Source organism: Sediminispirochaeta smaragdinae DSM 11293 (assembly GCF_000143985.1).
Taxonomy (GTDB): Bacteria; Spirochaetota; Spirochaetia; order DSM-16054; family Sediminispirochaetaceae; genus Sediminispirochaeta; species Sediminispirochaeta smaragdinae.
Genome location: NC_014364.1, coordinates 3,304,428 through 3,326,906, shown reverse-complemented (window position 1 = coordinate 3,326,906; position 22,479 = coordinate 3,304,428). Strand labels below are relative to the sequence as shown.

Genomic DNA, 22,479 nt, shown 5'->3' with positions numbered 1-22,479 from the left:
AACAATGGCGTTCATTGATTTGATAGAGCCTTCGGTGGTGCAAATTCCTGTTCGTTCCAAGACTAAAAGTGAGGTTCTTCGGGAGCTTGTCGATCTTCTTGACAAGGCTGGCAAGTTGATTTCCGCAGATAAGGCACTCTCTGCCCTGCTGGATCGTGAGGCCAAGGGAAGTACGGGCCTTGAAGAGGGGATAGCCGTACCTCATGCCAAATGTGATGCCGTCGATCAGCTAACGGTTGCCATCGGTATTGCCCCCGACGGAATCGATTTTCAGGCCATGGATGGTAAACCAAGTAATCTTTTCTTTTTGCTTCTTGCTCCACCCGAGCAGGCGGGGCAACATATTGAGGCCTTGAGTGAAATAGCGAAGCTGACCCGTTCGAAGAGTTTTTGCCGCCTTCTGCTTGCTTCTCAGACGCCGGAAGAGGTCGTTGAGCTGTTTCAGGAAGAGTGACGTTTCTCTCCGTATATCCCGCCTATGTTAGTGCGGGGATTATCGATGAGGCCGATGATGATGTCGGTAGTGTCGTTGATTACGCCTTTCTTATTCCCTAACTCAACTATGACTACTTGTTCGGCGATGGTCTGATAAAAATGGATTTTATATTTACTATCTTAACGGCAGAATCGAAAAGAGTGATCAGATTTTCCCAGTTCTGATACCAGTCCTTACTAATAGACGGATATTGTTTATCCCATTTTACCGAGAAGCCTATCCGCTGTTTCGTTATTTTGGATGCAGTAGAATTTTCACATGAAATAACAAACAAACGATTGATTAATTATATTTTATATCATATTATGTCAAGGAGATAACACCTAATGAACACAATCAGGCACTGTTATTATATTATTGAGCCCTACTTGTACTATTTTATAATATATTCCTTTTTCGGATGGGTGATCGAATCTACTTATCGATCAATTTTTGAACTGAAAAGGCCTGTTAATTCCGGTTTCCTTTACGGACCTTTTATTCCGATTTACGGATTTGGAGGAGTGAGTATTGTCTTAGCGGGCTCAGTCCTGAATCATCTATCCGTTTTTGTACAGGTCTTTGTATTCACCTCTTTGGCAACAACCCTGGAGTTCGGAACGTCACTTATATTTGAAAAGCTATATTCTCTTAAACTTTGGGATTACTCCAAATTCTTTATGAACGTTCAGGGAAGAATATGCCTGCTCTACAGCACTTATTGGGCAGTGCTTTCTATTGTCTTTATACGTTATATACACCCCGGAATTGAGTCTTTTCACAACACTCTATCGCCAAAGCTGACAGTTTTATTGTCTGCTGTCTTCTTGCTATATCTAAGCGTGGATCTATACTTTTCCGCAAGGATTTATAGATGCTTTTCTGTTTTTGCAATAGGACTAAAGGCTGATCGTTTTGGTAGCATGTTGAGAACAACGCTGATGAGGCCTCTTTACGTTTTTCCCAATTTACATATTGTGTTCTTTAGAAATCTTAATCCTATTGGGATTATTTATTTAACGTCTTTTTTACAGACTCTAAAGAGAAAACCCCGGGATAGGGACAGGTCCATATTTGGGGAGATCTGCAAGGAGATTACTAATAACCCCAAATACCAGGAGCTGAAAGAAATTAGACATCACAGCTCTGATTTATATTCTCATAACATTAAGGTCGCATGGTACGCGTTTTTAGTGGCTGATAAAGCAAGACTTAATACAAGGGAGATGGTCCGAGGGGCACTTCTTCATGATTTTTTCTTTTATGATTGGAGAACAGAGAAGTCCGAAAGATTTATTCTACCTCACGGGTTTAGTCATCCTATTTTATCTGTAAAGAATGCCGAAGAAATCTATGGTCCTCTTACGTCGGTGGAAAGAGATATTATAAGCAAACATATGTGGCCTTTAACCTTGGTTCCTCCTTTGTATCTGGAAAGTTTTTTGGTTTCGATAATAGACAAAGCTGTTGCATCCATGGAATGGTTAAGTTTGATATGGGTCAAAAGGAAGGATAGTTAATCCCTATTCAGCTCCTCCAGAGTAGTCGAATTTTCAGTGTATGAAAGAATGATTCTTCAACTGCATTATCCCAGCAGTTCCTTTTACGACCCATGCTCTGAACAGCACCGGCAGATTCCAATAAAGACCTGAATTACCCCGATGCATATTTGATTCCACGATTGCTGTGTACCAGTACCCCTTGGGATTGTTATTTCTGTAAAGATATTTTTTAAATGCATTACATGTTGAGACTGCGGATAAACTCTTGTTCAGATCCCACTCAACGACCTTTCTTGAAAATAGATCAATAAACACAAATAGATACATCCATTTTCCAGGGAAGACCAGCTCGCCATTTTTTTAAGCTGCCTCTTCCGTTTGCCACTGGATTCCATTGGCGAGTTCCAAAGATTGTTCAACACTGCTCGCAGATCTTACCGACTCTTGAGACAGTGCGATTGTATTTCTTTTGAATTCTGCGTCGTAACGACGTCTTTTTCCCCAATAAAACAAGGCTGTGGGGAAAAACCTCCGCTGACAATGCTTGAATAGTATAATTAGTACTAAAACAAAGTAATTTTATTCATATCGAATAGTCCCCTATTATGGACGATACTGGTATCGTAAATTTGGATATCGGTTGTGAAGTTGTTTTCAATCACGGTTAGTACACTGGCTAAGAGTCGGTGTCGAATTTTCCATCGGAAAGCGGAGAGAAAACAGTTGTTAATCCGTAGAAAGAGTCCGAACTTGTTTACGCATTGGCAATTGTTGAGAAGTCAAAAGGTGTATTCAAGAAACGGCTACTTTCCTTCTATTTATAGTTGACTAATAAAATAATCTGTATTATGATAAAATCAAACGATTGATTGAGGAGAAGATGGATACTGAATATTTTGAACCCAAAACGCATATTTTGAAAACTAGTATAGAACTTTTCTCCGCACATGGTTTTAAAGAAACATCTATACGAGAAATTGCGAAATTAGCAAATGTAAATGTGTCAATGATTTCATATTACTTTGGTGGGAAAGATGGAATCCTTAAAGAAATTGTGAATAGGATTACCGAGGGTTTTACTTCAATAATCAATAAACTTGATTTTAAGGATGTTCATAAAACTATTGATATGTTAAACCACTTCTTTGATTTTCTAGAAGATAATCGTTCTAAGATTAAAATTGTTTTTACAGAATTGGGGAAAGAAGTTGAATATCTAACACCAATAAAAAATGAAATAATAAAATTCCAAAATAGTTTGTATAATTTAATTCAAAATAGAAAAAAATTTGATGATAGTTCAGTGTTATCAAGAAAAATTAAGATTTTAACGGATATTCTTCTTGGTTTGATATTTTCTGATTATTTATTTGATTTTTCTAGTTTTCAAGATGAACGTACGGAGCAAGAGAAGCTTTCATGGAGGACCGAAAGAATTGAGATGGTTATGAAAATACTTCTCCAGATATCCGGCCTCGAAAAGGGGGCTCTCTCCTTCGAAACAATATTATAGGTTTAAGGTAAAAATTGGGTATTGGCTGCGTGAAAGCCGGTGATTTATATAATCAATACAAACAAACGATTGATTTAACAGGAGAATAAGATGATACACGAAAAAGAAAAAACTTTTAACGAGTTCATAGTTAAACAGGTTGCAAATCTTAGTAGTCTAATAAAGATATGGAAGGTTGCTCTTCCTTCACTTGAGCACGTTGCTTATCAAAAATATGTCAATAAACCAAAGATTCAGAATCCGGGATCGAGAAAAATGCGAGAGGATCAGTTTTATATTGCAGCAAACTTTGTTCGAGCAGCATTTAAGGCTTATGATAATGGGTCTGAAGAGGTGAGAGATAGGATTCTGAATTTATTTTTGAAAGAATTTTTATCTCAATCTAATGCTGTTCTTGATAATAAAAGGAGATACGAATTAGAAAATGGAAGAAAATCACCTGCTTTTTTAGTAATTTCGCCAGGTGGCACTTGTAATTTAAGATGCAAAGATTGTTATGCTTCTAGCATTCCAAAAGGGTTACCATCCTTGCCGTTTGAAACCGTTGATCGAATTCTAACAGAAAAATACGAGAAATGGGGTAGTTGGTTTACGGTTGTTTCGGGAGGGGAGCCGTTTCTTTGGAAAGATGGTGATAAAGGTATCATAGATATTGCAAGGTTACATCCAGAACAGTATTTTCTCATATATACAAATGGTACTTTCATAGATAAAAAAATTGCAGAGGAACTTGCGGGGATTGGAAATATTACGCCAGCAATTTCTGTTGAAGGATTTGAAGCGGAAACAGATGACCGTAGAGGTAATGGTGTTTATCAGAAAATTCTTACTGCGTTTAAACATCTACGAGATGCAGGTGTTCCCTTTGGTATATCGACTACAGCTACAAATCAAAATGCAGAGTTAATAATATCAAAGAAAATGATCGAATTTTATTTCAAAGAACAGGGAGCGCTCTATCAATGGGTTTTTCAATATATGCCTATTGGAAGAGGTGCTGATGTTGATTATCAAGTTTCTCCCGAGATGAGAATGAAAATGTTAGTTCGTGAGCAAGAGATTGTTAATAAAGAGCGATTGCCTTTAGCCGATTTTTGGAATGGAGGACCATATTCAGCCGGTTGTATAGCTGGAGGTCGCTCAGGAGGCTATTTGTATATAGATTGGTATGGTAATATTTATCCATGTGTATTTGTTCCTTTTTGGAAAGATAATATTAATGAGCTATATATGCATGGTAAAACTCTTGACGATTCATTATCTTCAGGCCTATTTGCGGGAATTCGAGAATGGCAGATATCGTATCACAAAAATCATGATCCAAAAAACTCGGGGAATTTGATACGACCGTGCTTTATTCGGGATCATTATCAAGTTGCTCATGATTTAATTATTAGAACTGAAGCAAATCCAGGGTATGAGTCAGCATCCGTAAGTCTGAAAGATAGAGGATATTATGAAAAGATGATACACTATGGGAAAAGATTATCATCTCTTCTTGATCCTATCTGGGAAAAGTTTTATCGCGAACCCTAACAGTTTTTTTGTTTTTTTCGTTTTATACTTATCGCGGCGTCTCCTTCATTCAACTGAGAGAAGTGTATCCCTTTTGCTTTACCGGGAGTCTTGAAGGCGGATATGGGTATGTTCCCTATATCTTTGCACGTTTTGCCTTGGGGGGAAGCGATTAAGCTGTTGACTAAAATCACTATGCAATGGCCTTGTGATGGGATAGAGTAGGGAGGGAGGCCTATAATGGAAACGATACCTCAACCTTATTTTTTGCCCTATCGACAGCATGGCGAACCTGAACATCGAGCCGGTTTTGCTGCTGTCGATTTTCCATGGCAGGAACTCTCTTCCTCCGAGGCAGAATTGCTTCATTATCTTTGCCTTGCGGCAGAAGAGATGAACGAGGTGTTTTGCTGGCAGTTTTGCCCTGATACATCGATTATTCTTCATTTTCTCGATACAATTACTCCCTATGCGAATGAGCACGAGGGTGAAAGCCTTTCTGCCTATCGTCATCTTTTGCTGCTTCAGAATGCTCCGTGGAGCTTACAGCCTCGTAAAAACCATCTTTTGGAAATCGAAGAGGAACGCGTAAAGGCCCTTGCAGAACTGGCTGGCAGCCTTGAGGCTTTCCTCCACATTAGGCGCTATCTATTCGACCTTGTTCCCGTTCCCGGGCGTTGTTCGTTTTATCCTCCCGATCTTACCGATGAAGAGCTGGAATCCCTTGGCTCGCCGGCAGGTGAGGTGAACCGTGTTCTTTTTCGCGGTAATGACGGAGGGGTGGATACCATACGAAATGAACAGCTTTTTCCGGAAGCCTGCGGCAGAGCGGCCGATTATTTACGGAAGGCTTGGGAGCTCAGTGATAATATTTCTTTCAAGCTCTATCTCGATGCGAAGATTACCGAACTTGAGACAGGGAGCCTCGAGGCCCGGAGGGTTGCCGATTATCTTTGGATTCGCCACGATAGCCCCATCGATATTGTCATTTCAACCGCTTTGGAGGTTTATCTCGACGCCTGGAAAAACAACAAGGGTGCGGCCTGTGCGGCGGTGACCCGCATAGATACCAAGAGCGACCGGCTGATAAAGGATCTTCTCGGCCTTGTCCCGGAGTTGGAGGCTACGGCCCCCTGGAAGTGGAAACGAAGCGAAATCGATGTGCATTGCTTGCCCCGGCTGAAATTCGTTGATGTGCTTTTGTGGAGCGGCGACTATGTGACTGGCCCCATGACTGTTGGCGCTCAGAGTTTGCCTAACGATGAGTGGATCGGTAAGAATATCGGCACCGTCAACATGGTCTACCAAAATACCGGAAGGGCGGTCCATTCGCTTTCCGGATCGATTTTGGCCGATCAATTCCTTCCCCGGGAAATTCTCGATATTGTCGGAAAATCCCTATTTGAGGGGGGGCAGCTGCACTCTGCCCTGCATGAAATCGGCCACACAACAGGGCTTCAGGATCCCGATCATCAGGGCGAGGCATCGGTCTGGCTTGGAGGCGAGTATAGTACTTTTGAAGAGCTTCGAGCGGAGCTTTTCGGTATGTGGGCCTGTGAAAAGGCGGTCGCTGCCTCTGTAATCGATCGCCCATTGGCAGATGCGGCACATTATGCAATGCTTCTGACCATGCTGCGTTCGCTTGCCTTTGTTCCCGACCAGGCCCACACAAATGCGCGTAACATCATGTTTCACTATTTTGAGGAGAAGCGGGCCATTGTATCTACAACAGAGGGGCGCTTCCGTTATGATTTTGCGCTTCTTCATCCCGCGGTGGAGAGGCTTTTGGCCGAGGTCGCCGATATCAAGGCTTCCGGAAACCTGTCCGCGGCCAAGGGGCTGAAAGAACGCTTTTGCTATGATCATCCGGATCGGAAGCTTTTTGAAGAGAAGACAAAGGCGCTTCCTTTGGGACGTGGTCTTATATTTCCCATCGTTGAGGTTCATGATGGAAAGGTTTCCTGCCACTACGATGATTTTCTCCACCGGCAGGGGGAGAAATGAACGAGAGCGACAGGGTACCGCACATATTAATAGCAGAAGATGATGGAATTAGCCGCCTCTATATTGCCACAGTACTCGGTAAACGCGGTTTTTCTACTGCAGAGGCAGATAATGGCCTCGAAGCCGTTCACCTAGCCACACAGCGGGAGTTTGATCTTATTCTGATGGATGTAAACATGCCTGAGATGAACGGCATGGAGGCGACGCAACTCATCAGAGCGCACGAAAAAAAACAGGGAGCAATCCCTGTTCCCGTGATAGCCCTCACCGCTCACGCATATGCAGAAGATATTAAGGCATGCAAGGCCGTGGGAATGAGCGATTGCCTGGCCAAACCTTTTTCGGAACGTCAGCTCCTATCCCTTTTGGAAAAATTCTTTCCAAACTTTTCAAAGGGGAAAGGGTAGGCCGCCGTCAGGCCTTGAGCGTTGCATCGTAGCCTGCTTCGTCGATCAAGTGGATCAGCTGGTCGGCATCGAGGGACGATTCAACCTCTGCCGTTTTCGCCTCAATATCGACGTTGCAGGATGTTACCTCGGACTCTTTACCGAGAGCCGATTCGATTCGCATCTTGCAGTGTCCGCAGGAAACATCGGGCACATCAAAAATGTATTTCATACACTTCTCCTTATTCGTAATGAATTTAGAATCACATTAATAGAGCTGAAACTCATGGCGGCTTCCGCAATGGCCGGGTGCAGGAGCCCTGCCGCTGCTGCAGGCAGGGCTATGAGATTGTAGAAAAAAGCCCAAAAGAGGTTTTGTCTGATGGTTCTGACCGTTTTCCTGCTGATGATTATGGCATCGGCTATACGATCGAGCCTGTCACTGACGAGGACCAGGTCGGCGCTCTCGATACTTAAATCGGTGCCGCTTCCGATGGCGATGCCGATATCCGCGGTTTTAAGGCTGGCCGCATCGTTGATGCCGTCGCCGACCATTGCCACGATCTCTCCCTTCCCCTGATATTCGCGAACAATAGCCGCCTTTTCTTCCGGCTTTACCCTTGCCCGTACCTCATCAATGCCTAATTCCGAGGCTACGGCAAGGGCCGTGTGCTTTTGGTCCCCGGTAAGCATGACCGGGGTGATCCCCAGTTCTTTCAGTCGTGCGATCATTGCCGGAGCATCGGACTTTAAGGGGTCGCGAATGGCTATCCAGCCGAGGATACCCTCGTCACCACCTACCTCGATGACCGTTGCCCCGGTCTGGGTTAGCTCCTTGTAACGAGAATCGTCCTCTGGACGGCCGATGTGGTACAAGCTGCCGTTACAGCTTCCCGATATGCCTCGGCCGGTTTCTTCGGAAATCTCCGATGCTGAGGGCAAAGGCAGCTTTTTCTCTTCGGCATAGTTCACCACTGCCCTTGCCAGCGGATGGACAGAGGCCGATTCAATGGACGCTACCGCCGCGAGAGCGGTGTCGCTCAGATTTGTCGAGTCGACCGAAGGGCTTCCCTGGGTAAGGGTTCCCGTCTTATCGAGCAATACAGTGGAAAGGGAACGGGCGTTTCCGATGGCCTCTCCGTTCTTCAGGATGATTCCCCGCCGTGCTGCTGCACCGCTTCCTGCCACCAGGGCCATAGGAGTGGCAAGGCCGAGGGCGCAGGGGCAAGCGATAACCATCGTTGCCACAAATACAAAAATTGCCGTTGCAGCCGCTCCCATATCAGGCTGCACCCAGGGGAGAATTTGTGAGGCTTTCATCAGAAAGGGTGCCATGGAGTCGTATGCCAGGCCCCATACGATGGCCGCAATGAGGGCTATCGATATAACCACGGGTACAAAGACGAGGCTGATTCTGTCGGCAAAGGCTTGAAGGGGAACGGTGGAGGATTGGGCATCCTCCACGAGTTTGATCATCCGCGAGAGAAAGGTATCGGCACCGACCTTGCTGACGCGAACACGGATGAAGCCTGAAGAGAGAATCGTTCCCCCAATGACCTCCTCACCGGTCTGCTTTGCTACCGGAATCGGTTCTCCGGTGATCATCGACTCATCGACGGCGCAGCTTCCCTCGATAATCTCTCCGTCCAGCGGTACCTTTTCCCCGCCCCTGACAACGAGAATCGAGTCAATGCGCACACTTTCGATGGGAACCTCCCGGATGGTATCACCTGTCTCCACACGGGCGGCTCGGGCCTCGCCGGCAAGAATGGCGCGGATATCACGGGATGCTTTTCGTTTCAGCTTTGCTTCAATGTATCTTCCTGCAAGATGAAAAGCTATGACCATGGCACCGATGGTGCCGAAGGAGAGAAGTTTCAGAGGGGTCAGACTTAAAGGAGCGGTTAGCCACGCTGCGACTGCCCCAATGGAGACCAGGGTATCCATGTTCGCATGGCCGTGGGTAAGGGCGATCGATGCCCCTTTTAGGGTGTTTTTTCCCGGTCCGAGGATCAAGTATAGGCCGGCCGCCGTTTCAATAAGCGCAAATCCCGGAATATGGATACCGCTCATGTGGAGGATCATGAGAACCATGAGGGGAATCGTCACCCCTCCTGCTATCAAGGCCCGTTTCCCTGCTTCTTTGAATTTTTGTTCCAGTACATCATCTGCGGGGAGATCCGCAGAATAGTGATAACCGGTTTTCTCCACGGCCCGTTGCAGTATCTCCTCATTGATCGAGGTATTTCCGACCACATAGGCCTTCTCGGTCGCAAGATTGACCGAGACATACTCAATTCCTTCTATCTTTTTCAAGCCTCGCTCCACAATTCTGGCGCAAGAGGCGCATGTCATTCCCTCAACGGCAAAGGAAAAATGGTTTTTTTCTTCTGCTTCGTCCACTGTATCCTCCCATACTCTTTTCTATCAAAATACGACTAAAATAGTAAAAAATCAATATAGCTCAAAATTCCGCTTTTCATTGAAATTTAGGCGAATTATCGATATAATGGAGTTCTTATGGAAACTTGTGAATATCTTGATTCGTGTCCCTTTTACTTGGGCACGATCGAACGGAAAGCCGTCGATATCGAAAAATTAAAAGAAGAGTATTGCCGGAAAAGTCCTCTTCGTTGTGCCAGGCATATGATTTCCGTTGCCTTGGGGGTAGAAAAGATTCCTGAAGGGCTTTACCCTGATGAAAAGATGGTTGCCTACGAGCTTATTGCCGGTTCTGCTTGAACCTTGTCGTTCGAATGGATACACTTGCACCGTGGAGGGTAATGATGATCACACAGTCAACACATTTTTACGTTAGAATCAAACCCGATCTGAAAAAAGCATTCGATGATTTTTTTCCCCATATGTCGACTCACTATATCACCACGGCAAAACTTTTCGATAAGAGTAAACGATACCCCGTGCTTGCGGTCGAGAAGGTGACTGTTTTTACAAAAGAGAGTAACGAAGTAGAGTCTGCCCGTTTCCTTATTCCGACGGAAAATGGGAATTTTGTCTGGATTCAGGCCGAGTTGTTCGAATTTGCCGGCTTTTCCTGTGATGAGGAATCACAGGAGGAGTAGGTATGAAGAGAGTCTCTACCTGTCTTATTGTGGTTTCCTTTCTCTTTGTTCTGACACTGCCCGGTTTTAGCCAGGATGCCGATCCGGGACAGAAGGAAAAGCCTGAAGAGGATTCCAAGCCCTTGATCAATATTGATGAATTAAAAGAGCGTGCTTCGGGACTTTCCGCTGGCATTATCCTTGGAGAACCAAGCGGCCTCAGCATAAAGGCGACCGGTAATGGTTCTATGGCCTGGGATGCTGCCCTCGCCTGGTCGTTTCTTAGTCACAATACCGGGCTCTATCTCCATTCCGATTTCATCTATCATTTGAACGGTTTTCAGATGAATAACGGTGCCTTTTTCCGTCCTTATGTGGGCGGTGGCGGGGCCGTCCATTTTTCTTCCGATTTTAAGATCGCCGTGCGTATTCCTATTGGTATAGCTTTTTTCTTCTCCAATATGCCGGTCGAGATTTTTGTTGAAGCGGCTCCCGGCCTTTTGCTCTTTCCCGAAACCAGCAACTATGTTGCCGCAGGAATCGGTATCCGGTATCGTCTATGAGTTCACGTTCACAGTTTATTCCTCTTCTATCGATTATCGGGGCTACCATGTTGATGGCAAGCGCCGGGGTTTTCATCAAGCTCGCCGCAGTTCCGGCTCCTCTTATGTCGTGGTTTCGGACCGCTGTGCCCCTGGTTGCTCTTACGATCTTTTACCTGCTTTCCGGCCATCGTAGGCTCGGAAAACCGAGTGCTCTTATTTTACTCGGCTCTTTTCTGAATGCGGTGCGACTGCTGCTGCTGTTTGCTGGTTATCTCTTTACTTCGGTCTCCAATGGAATCATGATTCTCTATTCCTGGCCGGTTTTTGCGACCCTTTTTGGTGCCCTTTTTCTGAAGGAGCGCATACCGCTTCGTAATAGGTTCCTTTTATTACTTGCCTTTGCCGGGATAGGGATTGTTTACAGCCAGAGTGGGTTTGAAATTGAGAGTCGAGATTTCATCGGTATGTCCATGCTCTTGATCAGTTCGGCCCTCTACTCTCTGACGGTCATTGTCTTTAAGGCCGCTTCGGTTCGGTATGATCAGATAGCCACAACCTTTTATCAGAACCTTATTCCCGCCCTTCTGTTCACACCCGCACTCTTTTTCTGGCCCTTTCCGACAGGAGCCTCCCTTGCTTATGCGTCTCTCTATGCCGTGTTGATAGGCTTGGTGGCTTTCCTTCTCTTTTTCACCGCACTTAAACATTTGCCCGCTTCGGTAACCGCCCATCTCTCCTACCTTGAGGTTTTTGGTGCCCTTGCTTTGAGTGTCCTTGTCCTGGGAGAGACGCTTTCCTGGAATAAGCTGGTGGGAGGGGCTATGATTCTCTTATCTGTACTTTTTGTGTCCAGGGGGAATCAAAATAAAGGTGGAGAGGACCAGAAGACCGAAGCCGACATATAGCACGGTAAAAAAGAGGGACGGAAAGTCATAGAAGATAATCGATCGGATGAGGCGTCCGATAAAGGTGATATCTCCTTCCGCCCTCTGCCCTGCAATAATCCTAAGCCGGTATTCCCACTCTGTGAGGGGGCAGGTGATGTCTAAAAGTGATTCAGCCGCCACCAAAAGAACCGCCCCGAGGTGGAGAAACCGAAACAGTCGGTTTCTGACCCACCGCCGTCGGGCAATCGCTCCTATTACGATCAGCAGTTCACCACCGACGGCAAAGAGAACATAAAGAAGGTGAATAAAGACTATCAGGTCGGCGGCAAAGGCCGCAGCTACCGGAGGGATGTTCATTGGAGAAGGCTGCCGAAGAGCCGTATAAGGTTTTCTCCGCAGATGCCTTGTATCTCGCTTTGGGAAAAGCCTCGGTTCGACAGGGCCTCCGCCAGTAATGGGAACCCTGCAGGTGAGTCAAGGTGCGGGGGAAACATGATGGTCCCGGGATCCATTCCCAACCGTTCTCTCAGCCGCTCGACAGCCTCGGGATAAAAATAGGTAAAGTCCGGTCCTATACCGATATGTTCACTGCCAATTCGCTCCGCCGCGTAACAGATATGATCGAGGAGGGAGTCGATGGATGCTTCGGCCGGTGGTGTGTGAATAAATGCTGCAACAAGGGCCACTCCCAGAACCCCTCCTGCATCCCGTATGAGCCGCAATTGATGATCAGAGAGATTTCTCGGATGATCGGTGATCCCCTTTACTCCGGCATGCGATGTCACAAAGGGTTTCGGATACGATGCTGCCGCTTCTTCGAAAAGCCGCTCTCCGGCATGGGCCAGATCGAGAACCATGGGTAGCTTCGCCAATTCCTTCAGCACCGTTCTTCCCGCCAGCGAAAAACCGCCGTTGGATGGTTCGAGGCAGCCGTCGCCGAAATCGTTTCGAAGGTTGTGGGTAAAGGCAAAGGAGCGCACGCCGAGGCGGTAAAAGGTTTTGAGCAGGGCAAGGTCTTTACGGAGAAGGGCTGCTCCCTCGATATGAAGAAGTAGTCCCGTACCGGTGCCGTTTGCTATCTCCTGCAGATCACCTCGGTTCCTGACAACCTGCCAGGCCTCGGCATGCTCCTCCTCTCGGAGAACGGCCTCGATAACACGAAAGGCGTCCACAGGATCGGCAAGATCGAGATCGTCGACGGCAAAATCACCGCCGACGGTCATCACCTCAAGTGCAACTCCCCCCGATTTAAGCACAGGGAGGTGCTCGGAGGTCATGACATCCCCATACCGTGCACGGGGGGATTGGATAAAGCGAATCCCGAAGTCGCTGTGAGCATCAACAAATTTCATCATTTCCTTCTTTATTCCCTAAACGCTTTCAGAATGGAGTCGACCTTCTCGTTCGCCATTGCTTCGACACAAACCGCCTGTCCGGTTGCTTCTTCCGTTATAATTCTGCCTTCGCGATGAAGAAGGGCGACCAGATCGTAACGATCAAGGGGAATACGATACCGATGGCCTGATGTGTGCTTCTCCAACATGACGGCAATCCGCTCTTTCAATATATCAAGATGCAATCCGTTCTTTGTGGAGATGAAAAGGGCCTGAGGATCGGCTTCCCGTAATGGGGCAAGGAGAAGCGGGTCGTGGGGGAGGTCCGCCTTGTTGAGGACGATGATCTGCTCCGTATCTTCCGCTCCGATTTCAGAGAGGACCTGCCTGGTTGTACGGTAATGCTCTACGGCTTCCGGATCTGAGGCATCGATAACATGTATCAAAAGGTCCGCCAGAAGGGTTTCTTCCAGGGTAGCACGAAAGGCGTCGACCAAGGCATGGGGAAGCTTGCGGATAAAACCGACGGTATCGGTAAGCAGAACGCTTCTTCCTCCGGAAAGTTCAAGCCGTCTGGTCGTGGGATCAAGGGTAGCAAAAAGCTTGTCCTCCGCATTGACCGCCGATCCTGCCAAGGCGTTGAGAAGGCTTGATTTCCCGGCATTTGTATAGCCGACCAGAGCTACCGTGGGCAGAGGCACCGATCTTCTCTGCTTTCTGGCGGTGGCACGCTGTCTGCGTACCCCTTCCAGCTCTTTCTTGAGTTTTGCAACCTTGGCAAGGACAATACGCCGGTCGCTTTCGAGCTGTGTTTCTCCCTCTCCCCTTGTCCCGCGGGATCCTCCTCGCTGCCTGGACAGGTGGGTCCATGCCCTGGTAAGTCGGGGAAGGCTATATTCCATGCGGGCAAGGGCAACCTGCAGGCTGGCCTCGCGCGTCGCAGCCCTGTCTGCAAAGATCTCCAGGATAACTTCCTGACGGTCGATCACGACACAGCCTGAAAGCCGTTCCCAGTTACGCTGCTGCCTCGGCGTTAGGTCGTCGTCGATAATGATAACCCCCGCATCGAGCTCGTCGGCACTGTCGGCTATCTCCTCACTCTTCCCGCTTCCCAGTAATAGGGCGGGGGAGGGAGACCTAAGTGGAGCCACAGTTGTGCCGGCAATCGTCAGTCCAAGGGTTCCCACAAGCCCTTTGAGTTCTGCGAGATGAGCCTCGCAACTCCTCTCACTCTCTTCCGCTCTGCGCAGTTCAACAAGAAATGCCCGCCTTTCCCGCGGAAGTGAATCTTCTGTTTCACGCTGGTAGGTTTCGATCATTACCGATTATGGTACACCCGGGAGGCTTCGCATGTCCATTACGGCCGGCTTGAGTCTTTCATCACGCTATCGATCACCAGGATTCGGAACACTACAGCCACCTTTCAGTTTTGAAGCGCCACGGTACGATTGTGCTTATTATACAGTGTGATCGCCCCAATGCCTCACAGAAATAATGGCTCAACTCCTTTTTCTTGACAAATTTGCCAAAGCGGGAAAGACTAAAAAAGGCTAAAATATGAAAAGCTGGGATTTGAACTTCTTCCATATCAACGACTTTTTAAAGTTAGTCGAGTGTAAAAATTTTTCTGCCGCGGCCGACGAACTGTACATTACCCAGTCGGCGCTTTCGAAACATATACAGGCTCTGGAAAAAACACTGGGTATACAGCTTTTTATCCGTAACAATAAAACAACCAGGCTTTCAACTGGCGGTCAGTTTTTTCTTCCCTATGCGAAAAAATTCAACGATTGCTTTTTACAGATGAACAAGGAATTGTGCCAGTTCATTGACCAGGAGCAGATGGATTTCAATTTGGGCTGCCTGATCACCATGGAGTTTTACGGTATCGTTGAGGCGGTGGCCGCTTTCAGAACCCAATTTCCCAATTTCACGATAAAGATGAACGAGTTTAAATATAACGAAGATAAGCTGCTGAGTAACAGTCTTAGTTCCGGCGAGTTTGATCTTGTTTTCTGCGATTCGCTTTTTCTCAAAACAAAGCGATTTGAAAAGATCGCCTTTACCATGGATCATCTGGTCGCCGTAGTGAACCGCAGTTGTCCGCTGGCTGAGCAGAAGCAGATAGATCTGCAGCAGCTGCGTACCGAACCGCTGTGTTTTTTGAGCAACCGGACCACTACGTATTCTTACTGCGTCAGACTTTGCGAGGAAGCGGGTTTTACTCCTAATGTGTATTTTCAGGGCACCAGAATTGGAAATGTTTTTGAATTCGTCCAGAACAAAATGGGTATCGCCCTGCTTATGAAAAAATTTACCTCCCACATTACATCGGAGGATCTTGTTGTTCGCGATATTATTCCTACCGCGGAAAGAACCATCTGTCTGACCCGCCTGCGAAATAGCTTCCATAACGCCGCGTCCGAGGCCTTCTGGGAATATATCGACAGCTATTCCAAATCGGAATAGCTGTTTTTTTATTGCGATTGCGTTTTTTAAAACCCGGATACCATAATAGCTCTATTCAATAAGTTCCACTGCGCTTTCGTCAGTAGGACGAACAGGATGGCGTTCATCGTCTGCCGATATCGGAATGCGCTAGCGGTGGCGCCCTGCTGAAAAAAATGTGAGGAGTACAGTATGGCAATCGAGAAGTTTTTACAGTTCGGCATAAGACAAAAGATTTACCAGGGGCCGGGATGTATTTCGGTTATTCCCCGGGTTTTGGAAACCGAGGGATGGAAGCGGGTAATGCTGGTTGCCGATCCAGGCTTGTACAAGGCCGGGGTGATCAAACCTGTGGAAGCCCTTTTAAAGGCCGCTCCCGGGGTGGAGTATACCCTGTTTACCAATGTACGCCCTAATCCTGAGGCCGTTACCATAGAAGACGAGGCGATACCGCAGGCCCATCAGTTCAAGGTCGATGCGCTTATCGCCGTGGGGGGCGGCAGTACTATGGATACCGCCAAGGGCGTCGCAATTGTCGGCGAAACGGATCATGGGGTGATGGACTTTATGGGCTGGCCTCCCGCGAAACCGTTGCCCCATAAGACTTATCCGATTATTGCGGTTCCCTCGACGGCGGGCACCGGCAGTGAGGTGTGCAGAAACGCGGTTATTTGCGACCAGAAAGGTTTTAAACTCGTTCCCATGCACGATTCGATTTTACCGGCTTACGCCGTCATGGATCCTCATTTGCTTGCCGGACTTCCCTTTGCAGTGGCTGCGGCGACTGCGGTGGACGCATTTACCCACGGTCTTGAATCCTACACCAACATGAATGCGAACGATTTTACTGAACTCTTTTCGCTTCATTCGCTGGAACTTATCGGCGAGGCGATACGGCCGTTTGTGGCGAACCCTGCGGTTACGAAGTGGGCCAACATGATGAGTCTCGGCTGTATGTACTCGGGATTTTCCCTCGGTATCGCCAGTATAGGGCAGGATCATGTAATTACCCACCCGATGTCGGAAGAGCCTTTTCACATGCCTCACGGCGATGCCTGCGGTATGGTGCTTCCCGCGGTAATTGAATGGAACGGTCAGGGATGCAAAGAAAAATATCGCAAAGCTTACAATGCCATCACCAAGAGAAATATTCCCGAAGGAGAGTTCGAGGTGAAGATGCTGATCGACTGGGTGATCGATCTTTGCCGGGACCTCCATATCGCCGGAGGCAAAACGTTTGAGGAATGGGGGTACAATGACAAGGATGTACTTGACCTTATGCTCAAGCACCCAATTTTTAATAATAAGGATACGACTCCCAACGATCAGTGCGCATACCCAAGGGTAACTAAGATGAAGGATTTCGCCTATCTGATTAATCGGACGAATTATTACTCTAAAATTATCGCAAGTAAAAACTAGGGAGGTATTCTGATGCAGATGATTATTGGTGGCAGGAAAACCAGCTCTCGGGACGGTAAAACCATCGACGTTATCAACCCGGCGAATAATAAAAAGCTCGATACAATTCCCATGGCTACCGAAGAGGATGTGAACGAAGCGGTAGTCAACGCCAAGGAAGGACAGAAGGAATGGGCCGCTATTCCGCTCATGGATAAAGAAAAAATTATTCAAACGTTCGTTCGGCTTCTTGAGGAACGAAAGCGTGAGATTATCACGGTCTGCACCCGGGAATGCGGTAAACATGTGGCGACGACGATTTTTGAATATAACCAGACGATATCGGTTTTCCCCGGGTATATTGAGGCGGCAAAGCGGCTCGACGGCCAACTTCTCGTGCCGGGCTCTGAACCGGGGCATGACGGCAAAACAGCCCAAGATCTCATTATGGTAACCCATGAGCCTTTGGGCACCGTGGCGGCCATAGTGCCTTTTAACGCACCTATGCTGCTTTACGCGTACAAAGTGGCCCCCGCGCTGGCCGCAGGGAACGCGGTCATCGTGAAGCCGCCGACGGACAATCCTTTAACGGACATTCTTATTACCGAACTCCTGTTGAAAGCCGGTGTTCCGGGCAACGCCCTGCAGATTATAACCGGCTCGGGATCGAAGGTTGGAGATTGGCTCCTGCGGAACCCCGGAGTTGACGCTGTGAGCATGACCGGCAGTACAGAAGTGGGTGTAGGCATCGCCGGGATTATGGCCAAACGTCTTGCGCCCTGTGTATTGGAATTAGGCGGCAACGATCCCTTTATCGTTATGCCTGACGCGGATATCGATGCGGCGGCAGCCAGGGCTTGGGGGAGCCGTAAAGGCAACTCAGGGCAGATTTGTATTTCTTCAAAACGCTTTATCGTGCACAACAGCGTCAAGGAAGCTTTTACCCAAAAACTTTTGGAGTTGGTTAAAGGGATCGAAGTGGGCTACGACGACAATATCGAGGAAATAATGGACGAGGCCTTTTCCCATACCGACCGCACGAACGCCAAGGGAGAGAAAATGGGCGCCCTTATCAGCGAGAAGGCCGCAGAGCAGGTTGAGGAACAGGTTCAAAAGACCATAGACCAGGGAGCAAAGCTCGAATGTGGTGGCAGGAGAGAAGGGGCTTTTTACTGGCCGACGGTACTCTCTGGGGTTACCAAAGATATGGACGTGGTGAAGAATATGGAAATTTTCGGCCCTGTATGGCCGATTATCGGCTTCGATACGATGGATGAAGCGATAGAAATCGCCAACGCTAGTGACTTCGGACTTTCCGGCTGTGTGATGACTAAAGACTGGAAACTGGGTATGCACGTCGCGCGGAACGTGCAGTCGGGGGGCATGGTGGTGAACGGATCCTCGGTGTACCGCAACCAAATGCAACCTTTCGGCGGCCAGAAGATGAGCGGCATGGGGAACGAAGGGCTGACAACTCTGCATGAGATGACCAAGATCAAAAATATCGTGCTGAAAGGTTTTCTCCAATAGGGGACGGCATGGAAAACTATGTTGAGTTTAAGAATATTAGCAAAGCCTTTGTCGGCGTCCAAGCCTTGGACAATATCAGTTTCCGGGCCGATGGCGGTGAGGTCTGCGCGCTCCTCGGAGAAAACGGCGCAGGTAAAAGCACCCTTTTAAAAATTTTAACCGGCGCCAGGGAGGCGAGCTCCGGTGAATACTTTATTAACGGTGAAAAGGTTCGCTTTACGTCACCGATCGAGGCGCTCCGTTACGGCGTCAGTGTGATTTACCAGGAACGCCAGCTTGTGGGGGACCTGAGCGTGACGGAGAACGTTTTTATGGAAGACCTCTATCGGAATAAACTGGGCGTTGTCAATTTCAGGAAATCTCACGGCGAGATGAAAAAACTCATCAACCTCTTCCAGATGCCTTTTTCACCCCACGATAAAGTGAATTCCCTGTCGGTTGCCCATCAGCAGATGGTGGAGATCATGAAAGCCTACCGCCGTAATAGTATGATAATCGCTTTTGACGAGCCTACGGCTTCCCTTTCTGACCCTGAAATCGAGGTACTCTTCTCTCTTATCGAAAAGCTCAAACAGAAAGGGAAGGTTATTTTCTATGTGTCCCACCGAATGAAAGAGATTTTTAAGATAGCTGATAAGATCATCATTTTAAAAGATGGCTGTTTTATCGAAGAGGTAAAAACCAGCGACGCCACCGAAGACGAACTTGTGCTGAAGATGGTGGGCCGAAATATCGGCGACGTGTTTAATAATTTGAGCCGGAACGACAAAATCGGCGAAGTGGTACTGGAAGCGAAAGGCCTTGAAAATGATTATATCAAAGATGTGAACTTTACCCTCCGTAAGGGGGAGGTGCTCGGTTTCGCGGGCCTTGTAGGCGCCGGACGTTCGGAAACCATCAGGGCTATTTTCGGCGCTGACAAGCTCAATGCGGGTGAGATTTACGTTAATGGAAAAATCCAGAAAATACGAAGCCCCCGGAACGCGATCCTCGCGGGTATCGGTGTTTGCCCAGAAGATCGCAAAGAGCAGGGACTCGTCCTCGATCGTTCGATCAGGGAAAACCTGACTATTCCAATTCTGCATAACCTGGCGAAGCTCGGGGTGATAAGCCGCCGGAACGAACGACAAATCGCGAGGCAGGCGGTGGAAAAACAACGGATCAAAACCCCTTCGATAGACAAAGTGGCGGTGGAACTTTCCGGTGGTAACCAGCAGAAGGTCATCCTCGGGCGTTGGCTTTTGGCGAACCTCAGAGTGCTTATCCTCGACGAACCGACCAAAGGTATCGATGTGGGGACCAAGGCGGAAATCTATCAAATGATCTGTGATTTGGCCAAATCGGGCCTTGGGGTGATTTTTATTTCGTCCGAACTGCCGGAAGTCGTTAATGTCAGCGACCGGGTAATCGTTATGCGGGAAGGCCGGATAACCGGAGAACTGAAACGGAAAGAACTCTCGGAAGAAAATGTCTTAAAACTTGCCATGAGGGAAAGGTAATCGATGAAAAACAGCGAAAAAACAAACAAAAGCGCAAATACGGGACTGACCAAGTATCTCATGCAATCCAACGAGATCATGATGCTGATCGTCTTGCTGCTGGTAATCTCCTTTTTCACGTTCATGAACAGGAATTACCTGTCGTATTTCAATATGACCAATATACTGCTGGCGGCTTCGACAGTAGGCCTTTTGGCTATCGGCGAAACCTGTCTTATTATCGCCGGTCATATCGATCTGGCGAGCGCCAGCGTGGCAGCCCTTTTTGGAACCTGGGTGGCGATTTTGATCAACGCCGGCGTTCCCTGGCCTATCGCTTCCCTCGTGGTGGTGGTCGCCAGCGTTTCGGTAGGGCTGGTTAATTCGTGTTTGGTAAACATTTTCGGTCTTCAGCCTTTTATAGCCACACTGGCGATCTCTTCGGTGTGTTCGGGACTTGCGTTTATTATCTGCAAGGGGAAATCGGTCCCCATAAATGAAGAAATGTTCATCAAATTCGGTACCATGAAAATTGCCGGAATTCCGTTTCCCGCGATTTTACTCATCGTCTTCTTCATAATTTTCGGGTTTATCCTGGGACGGACCGTATTCGGGAGGAGCGTCTATATGATAGGCGGCAACCCCACCGCGGCGTGTTTGGCCGGTTTAAACCCTAAAAAGATCAGCACGATTCTGTACATCATTAGTGCCATGGTAGCGGCTTTCGCCGGTGTATTGATGACCGCAAAAATGCACTCAGGACAGCCGGGGGGAGGTGCCGGAGCGGAGTTTGACGCCATAACCGCGGCCATCCTCGGCGGAGTGGCTTTCTCAGGCGGCAAGGGAAACTTGAGAGGCTGCTTTATCGGTCTTCTTATCATGCAATGCTTCAACAACGGTCTTACGGTTATTAGCGTTTCGGCCTTTTGGCAGATTGTCGCAAAAGGTCTGATTTTAATTGCGGCTTTGATATTTGACTTCTTCCGTAGGGAGAGGCTTGAAAGATAAATTTTTTAAGGAAGGGGGAAAGTTATGAAGAGAAAAGTGATCGCGCTGATTATGACCGTCGCTTTGGCAACGGGGGCGTTCGCCAACGGTGTCACGGATTCCGATTCTGCATCGGAAGGGCAAAAAACACTTGTTTTCGAATATTTTGCCACATCATTCACGGTGCAATGGATACAGGACATCGAGGCGTCCTTAAAGGAACTGGGAGCCCAGTACAATTTTGAAGTGCGCACCGCCGACGCGAATCGGAAAATTGAAACGCAGCTTTCGCAGGTGGATGTGGCGCTTCTCTCGGGAATCGACGGCGCCTTCCTTTTTGTGGTCGACGAAGGAAGCGCCCCGGCGGTGGTGTCGAAGTTTAACGACGCTAAAGTGCCGGTAATCGGTGAAACCTTAAAACTAAAAGATGGGTCGGACAAGGTGATTGCCCCGTACGTTGAGCTTGACGCGGAAGGTGTCGGCGATAAGTGCGCTCAATGGATTATCGATAACTGGAAAACTACCGGCGTGGATCTTTCCAAGATTGAAACCGTCGGCGTTATTAAAGGCACTAACAGCAAGTATCAGTCGGATATCAACCGTGCTAACGGCTTTGTCGCCGGACTTAAAAAAGGCTTCCCTGGACTGAAAGATTCCAACATCTTCATGGCCGACTGTGCCGCGGAGACCGGCAGCCAGGATATGGCCGAAGCGTCCTACAAGCAGACTTCCGCCATTATCGCTTCCCATCCGGAGGTCAGCGCCTGGCTCGTTATGGGTACGGTCGACCACTATGGCCTCGGTGCCGCCAGGGCGATTGAAGCCGCCGGCGTGGAAAAGAAAGCGATCCTTGTCAGCGCCGGTGGCGAACTGGCGGTAAAGGAATGGGCCAACAACGCATCTCCCTGTTGGTGGGCTACTTGTTATTACAACGCTATGGATTACGCGAAATATATGGTTGAAGGTATGCTGGCCATGTGCCGGGAAGGCAAAAAGGCCGAGGATATTTTCCCCCAGTTCAAGGAAGCCGGACAGAAATACGCGGTTATCAAGATTTCCGGCACCATGATTACCAGGGATACGTATAAGAGCATCGTTCAATAACGTTCTATCGGCATTTTGAAGAATAGTTCTCTGCATGAAGTCCCCGAAAAAGGGGGAAGGGGATAGGTATATGCTCACGGCTAAAGAAAATGTGCTTATGGCACTCCATCATCAACAACCGTACCGGGTGCCCTCCCCATCCTTGCATCAGAATCCCTGCCTGTATTCGGCGTATAGGGAGTGCATTTCCAACTATGGGACAGGCGTCGACTACTTTGGTATCTCCTCTGGACTTATGAACCCGACGATGAGGGGCCCATGATTACTATGTGTACGAGCACCATTGCTGCGGACATGTTGTTCGAATA

Annotated in this window: 21 protein-coding genes; 16 read left to right on the top strand and 5 right to left on the bottom strand. The window is 48.0% G+C overall.

The window, feature by feature from the left end:
* Nucleotides 1–4 precede the first annotated feature (4 nt).
* The 6 genes from SPIRS_RS15660 (at nucleotide 5) to SPIRS_RS15625 (ending at nucleotide 7,416) form a co-directional block, all read left to right on the top strand.
* Nucleotides 5–454, top strand: coding sequence for a PTS sugar transporter subunit IIA (locus SPIRS_RS15660; protein ID WP_013255661.1), 450 nt, complete (start codon nucleotides 5–7; stop codon nucleotides 452–454).
* A gap of 368 nt (nucleotides 455–822) precedes the next feature.
* Nucleotides 823–1,995, top strand: a complete 1,173-nt coding sequence (locus SPIRS_RS22215; RefSeq protein ID WP_013255659.1) for a putative ABC transporter permease — start codon at nucleotides 823–825, stop codon at nucleotides 1,993–1,995.
* 862 nt (nucleotides 1,996–2,857) lie between these two features.
* Nucleotides 2,858–3,490 (top strand): TetR/AcrR family transcriptional regulator, encoded by a 633-nt coding sequence (locus tag SPIRS_RS21855; RefSeq protein ID WP_013255658.1) that lies wholly within the window; start codon nucleotides 2,858–2,860, stop codon nucleotides 3,488–3,490.
* A 90-nt stretch (nucleotides 3,491–3,580) separates the two neighbouring features.
* Complete coding sequence (locus SPIRS_RS15635) at nucleotides 3,581–5,026, top strand: radical SAM protein (protein WP_013255657.1); 1,446 nt, start codon at nucleotides 3,581–3,583, stop codon at nucleotides 5,024–5,026.
* A gap of 219 nt (nucleotides 5,027–5,245) precedes the next feature.
* Nucleotides 5,246–7,009 carry a hypothetical protein gene (locus SPIRS_RS15630; RefSeq protein ID WP_013255656.1) on the top strand — a complete coding sequence of 588 codons (1,764 nt, stop codon included), beginning with the start codon at nucleotides 5,246–5,248 and terminating at the stop codon, nucleotides 7,007–7,009.
* A complete protein-coding gene (locus tag SPIRS_RS15625) occupies nucleotides 7,006–7,416 on the top strand; it encodes a response regulator (protein WP_013255655.1) in 411 nt (136 codons plus the stop codon). Before SPIRS_RS15630 ends, SPIRS_RS15625 begins: the two co-directional genes overlap by 4 nt.
* Nucleotides 7,417–7,423: 7 nt before the next feature.
* Here SPIRS_RS15625 and SPIRS_RS15620 read toward each other — a convergent pair whose 3' ends face one another.
* Nucleotides 7,424–7,627, bottom strand: coding sequence for a heavy-metal-associated domain-containing protein (locus tag SPIRS_RS15620; RefSeq protein ID WP_013255654.1), 204 nt, complete (start codon nucleotides 7,625–7,627; stop codon nucleotides 7,424–7,426).
* The gene (locus SPIRS_RS15615; RefSeq protein WP_013255653.1) at nucleotides 7,624–9,798 is read right to left on the bottom strand and encodes a heavy metal translocating P-type ATPase; all 2,175 of its coding nucleotides are present in this window, start codon (nucleotides 9,796–9,798) and stop codon (nucleotides 7,624–7,626) included. Before SPIRS_RS15615 ends, SPIRS_RS15620 begins: the two co-directional genes overlap by 4 nt.
* A gap of 117 nt (nucleotides 9,799–9,915) precedes the next feature.
* Between SPIRS_RS15615 and SPIRS_RS15610 the strand changes: the two genes are divergently transcribed.
* The 4 genes from SPIRS_RS15610 to SPIRS_RS15595 are packed head-to-tail and all read left to right on the top strand — an operon-like array spanning nucleotide 9,916 to nucleotide 11,907.
* Nucleotides 9,916–10,137, top strand: a complete 222-nt coding sequence (locus SPIRS_RS15610) for a hypothetical protein (protein WP_013255652.1) — start codon at nucleotides 9,916–9,918, stop codon at nucleotides 10,135–10,137.
* Between the two features lie 41 nt (nucleotides 10,138–10,178).
* Nucleotides 10,179–10,478: a hypothetical protein gene (locus SPIRS_RS15605; protein ID WP_245537603.1), complete on the top strand. Its 300-nt coding sequence runs from the start codon at nucleotides 10,179–10,181 to the stop codon at nucleotides 10,476–10,478.
* 2 nt (nucleotides 10,479–10,480) lie between these two features.
* Nucleotides 10,481–11,020: a hypothetical protein gene (locus SPIRS_RS15600; RefSeq protein ID WP_013255650.1), complete on the top strand. Its 540-nt coding sequence runs from the start codon at nucleotides 10,481–10,483 to the stop codon at nucleotides 11,018–11,020.
* Nucleotides 11,017–11,907: a DMT family transporter gene (locus SPIRS_RS15595; RefSeq protein ID WP_013255649.1), complete on the top strand. Its 891-nt coding sequence runs from the start codon at nucleotides 11,017–11,019 to the stop codon at nucleotides 11,905–11,907. The genes SPIRS_RS15600 and SPIRS_RS15595 overlap by 4 nt, the downstream gene beginning before the upstream one ends.
* Here the strand turns inward: SPIRS_RS15595 and SPIRS_RS15590 are convergent.
* Genes SPIRS_RS15590 through hflX form a run of 3 tightly spaced genes read right to left on the bottom strand, consistent with a single transcriptional unit; the run spans nucleotide 11,833 to nucleotide 14,542 of the window.
* Nucleotides 11,833–12,246: a DUF2784 domain-containing protein gene (locus SPIRS_RS15590; protein ID WP_013255648.1), complete on the bottom strand. Its 414-nt coding sequence runs from the start codon at nucleotides 12,244–12,246 to the stop codon at nucleotides 11,833–11,835. The two genes, SPIRS_RS15595 and SPIRS_RS15590, sit on opposite strands and share 75 nt — an antisense overlap.
* The gene (locus SPIRS_RS15585) at nucleotides 12,243–13,244 is read right to left on the bottom strand and encodes a dipeptidase (RefSeq protein WP_245537602.1); all 1,002 of its coding nucleotides are present in this window, start codon (nucleotides 13,242–13,244) and stop codon (nucleotides 12,243–12,245) included. Before SPIRS_RS15585 ends, SPIRS_RS15590 begins: the two co-directional genes overlap by 4 nt.
* A gap of 8 nt (nucleotides 13,245–13,252) precedes the next feature.
* A complete protein-coding gene (hflX, locus tag SPIRS_RS15580; RefSeq protein WP_013255646.1) occupies nucleotides 13,253–14,542 on the bottom strand; it encodes a GTPase HflX in 1,290 nt (429 codons plus the stop codon).
* Nucleotides 14,543–14,780: 238 nt separating this feature from the next.
* Here hflX and SPIRS_RS15575 point away from each other — a divergent pair, with 238 nt between their 5' ends.
* From SPIRS_RS15575 to SPIRS_RS15550, 6 genes are all read left to right on the top strand, one after another.
* A complete protein-coding gene (locus SPIRS_RS15575) occupies nucleotides 14,781–15,692 on the top strand; it encodes a LysR family transcriptional regulator (RefSeq protein ID WP_013255645.1) in 912 nt (303 codons plus the stop codon).
* Between the two features lie 171 nt (nucleotides 15,693–15,863).
* A complete protein-coding gene (locus SPIRS_RS15570) occupies nucleotides 15,864–17,093 on the top strand; it encodes an iron-containing alcohol dehydrogenase (protein WP_013255644.1) in 1,230 nt (409 codons plus the stop codon).
* Between the two features lie 12 nt (nucleotides 17,094–17,105).
* Nucleotides 17,106–18,602 (top strand): aldehyde dehydrogenase family protein, encoded by a 1,497-nt coding sequence (locus SPIRS_RS15565; protein WP_013255643.1) that lies wholly within the window; start codon nucleotides 17,106–17,108, stop codon nucleotides 18,600–18,602.
* Nucleotides 18,603–18,610: 8 nt separating this feature from the next.
* Nucleotides 18,611–20,101 carry a sugar ABC transporter ATP-binding protein gene (locus SPIRS_RS15560; RefSeq protein WP_013255642.1) on the top strand — a complete coding sequence of 497 codons (1,491 nt, stop codon included), beginning with the start codon at nucleotides 18,611–18,613 and terminating at the stop codon, nucleotides 20,099–20,101.
* Between the two features lie 3 nt (nucleotides 20,102–20,104).
* Nucleotides 20,105–21,088 (top strand): ABC transporter permease, encoded by a 984-nt coding sequence (locus SPIRS_RS15555; RefSeq protein ID WP_013255641.1) that lies wholly within the window; start codon nucleotides 20,105–20,107, stop codon nucleotides 21,086–21,088.
* Between the two features lie 24 nt (nucleotides 21,089–21,112).
* Entirely contained in the window at nucleotides 21,113–22,171 is a 1,059-nt protein-coding gene (locus SPIRS_RS15550) for a substrate-binding domain-containing protein (RefSeq protein ID WP_013255640.1), read from the top strand.
* Nucleotides 22,172–22,479: the final 308 nt, after the last annotated feature.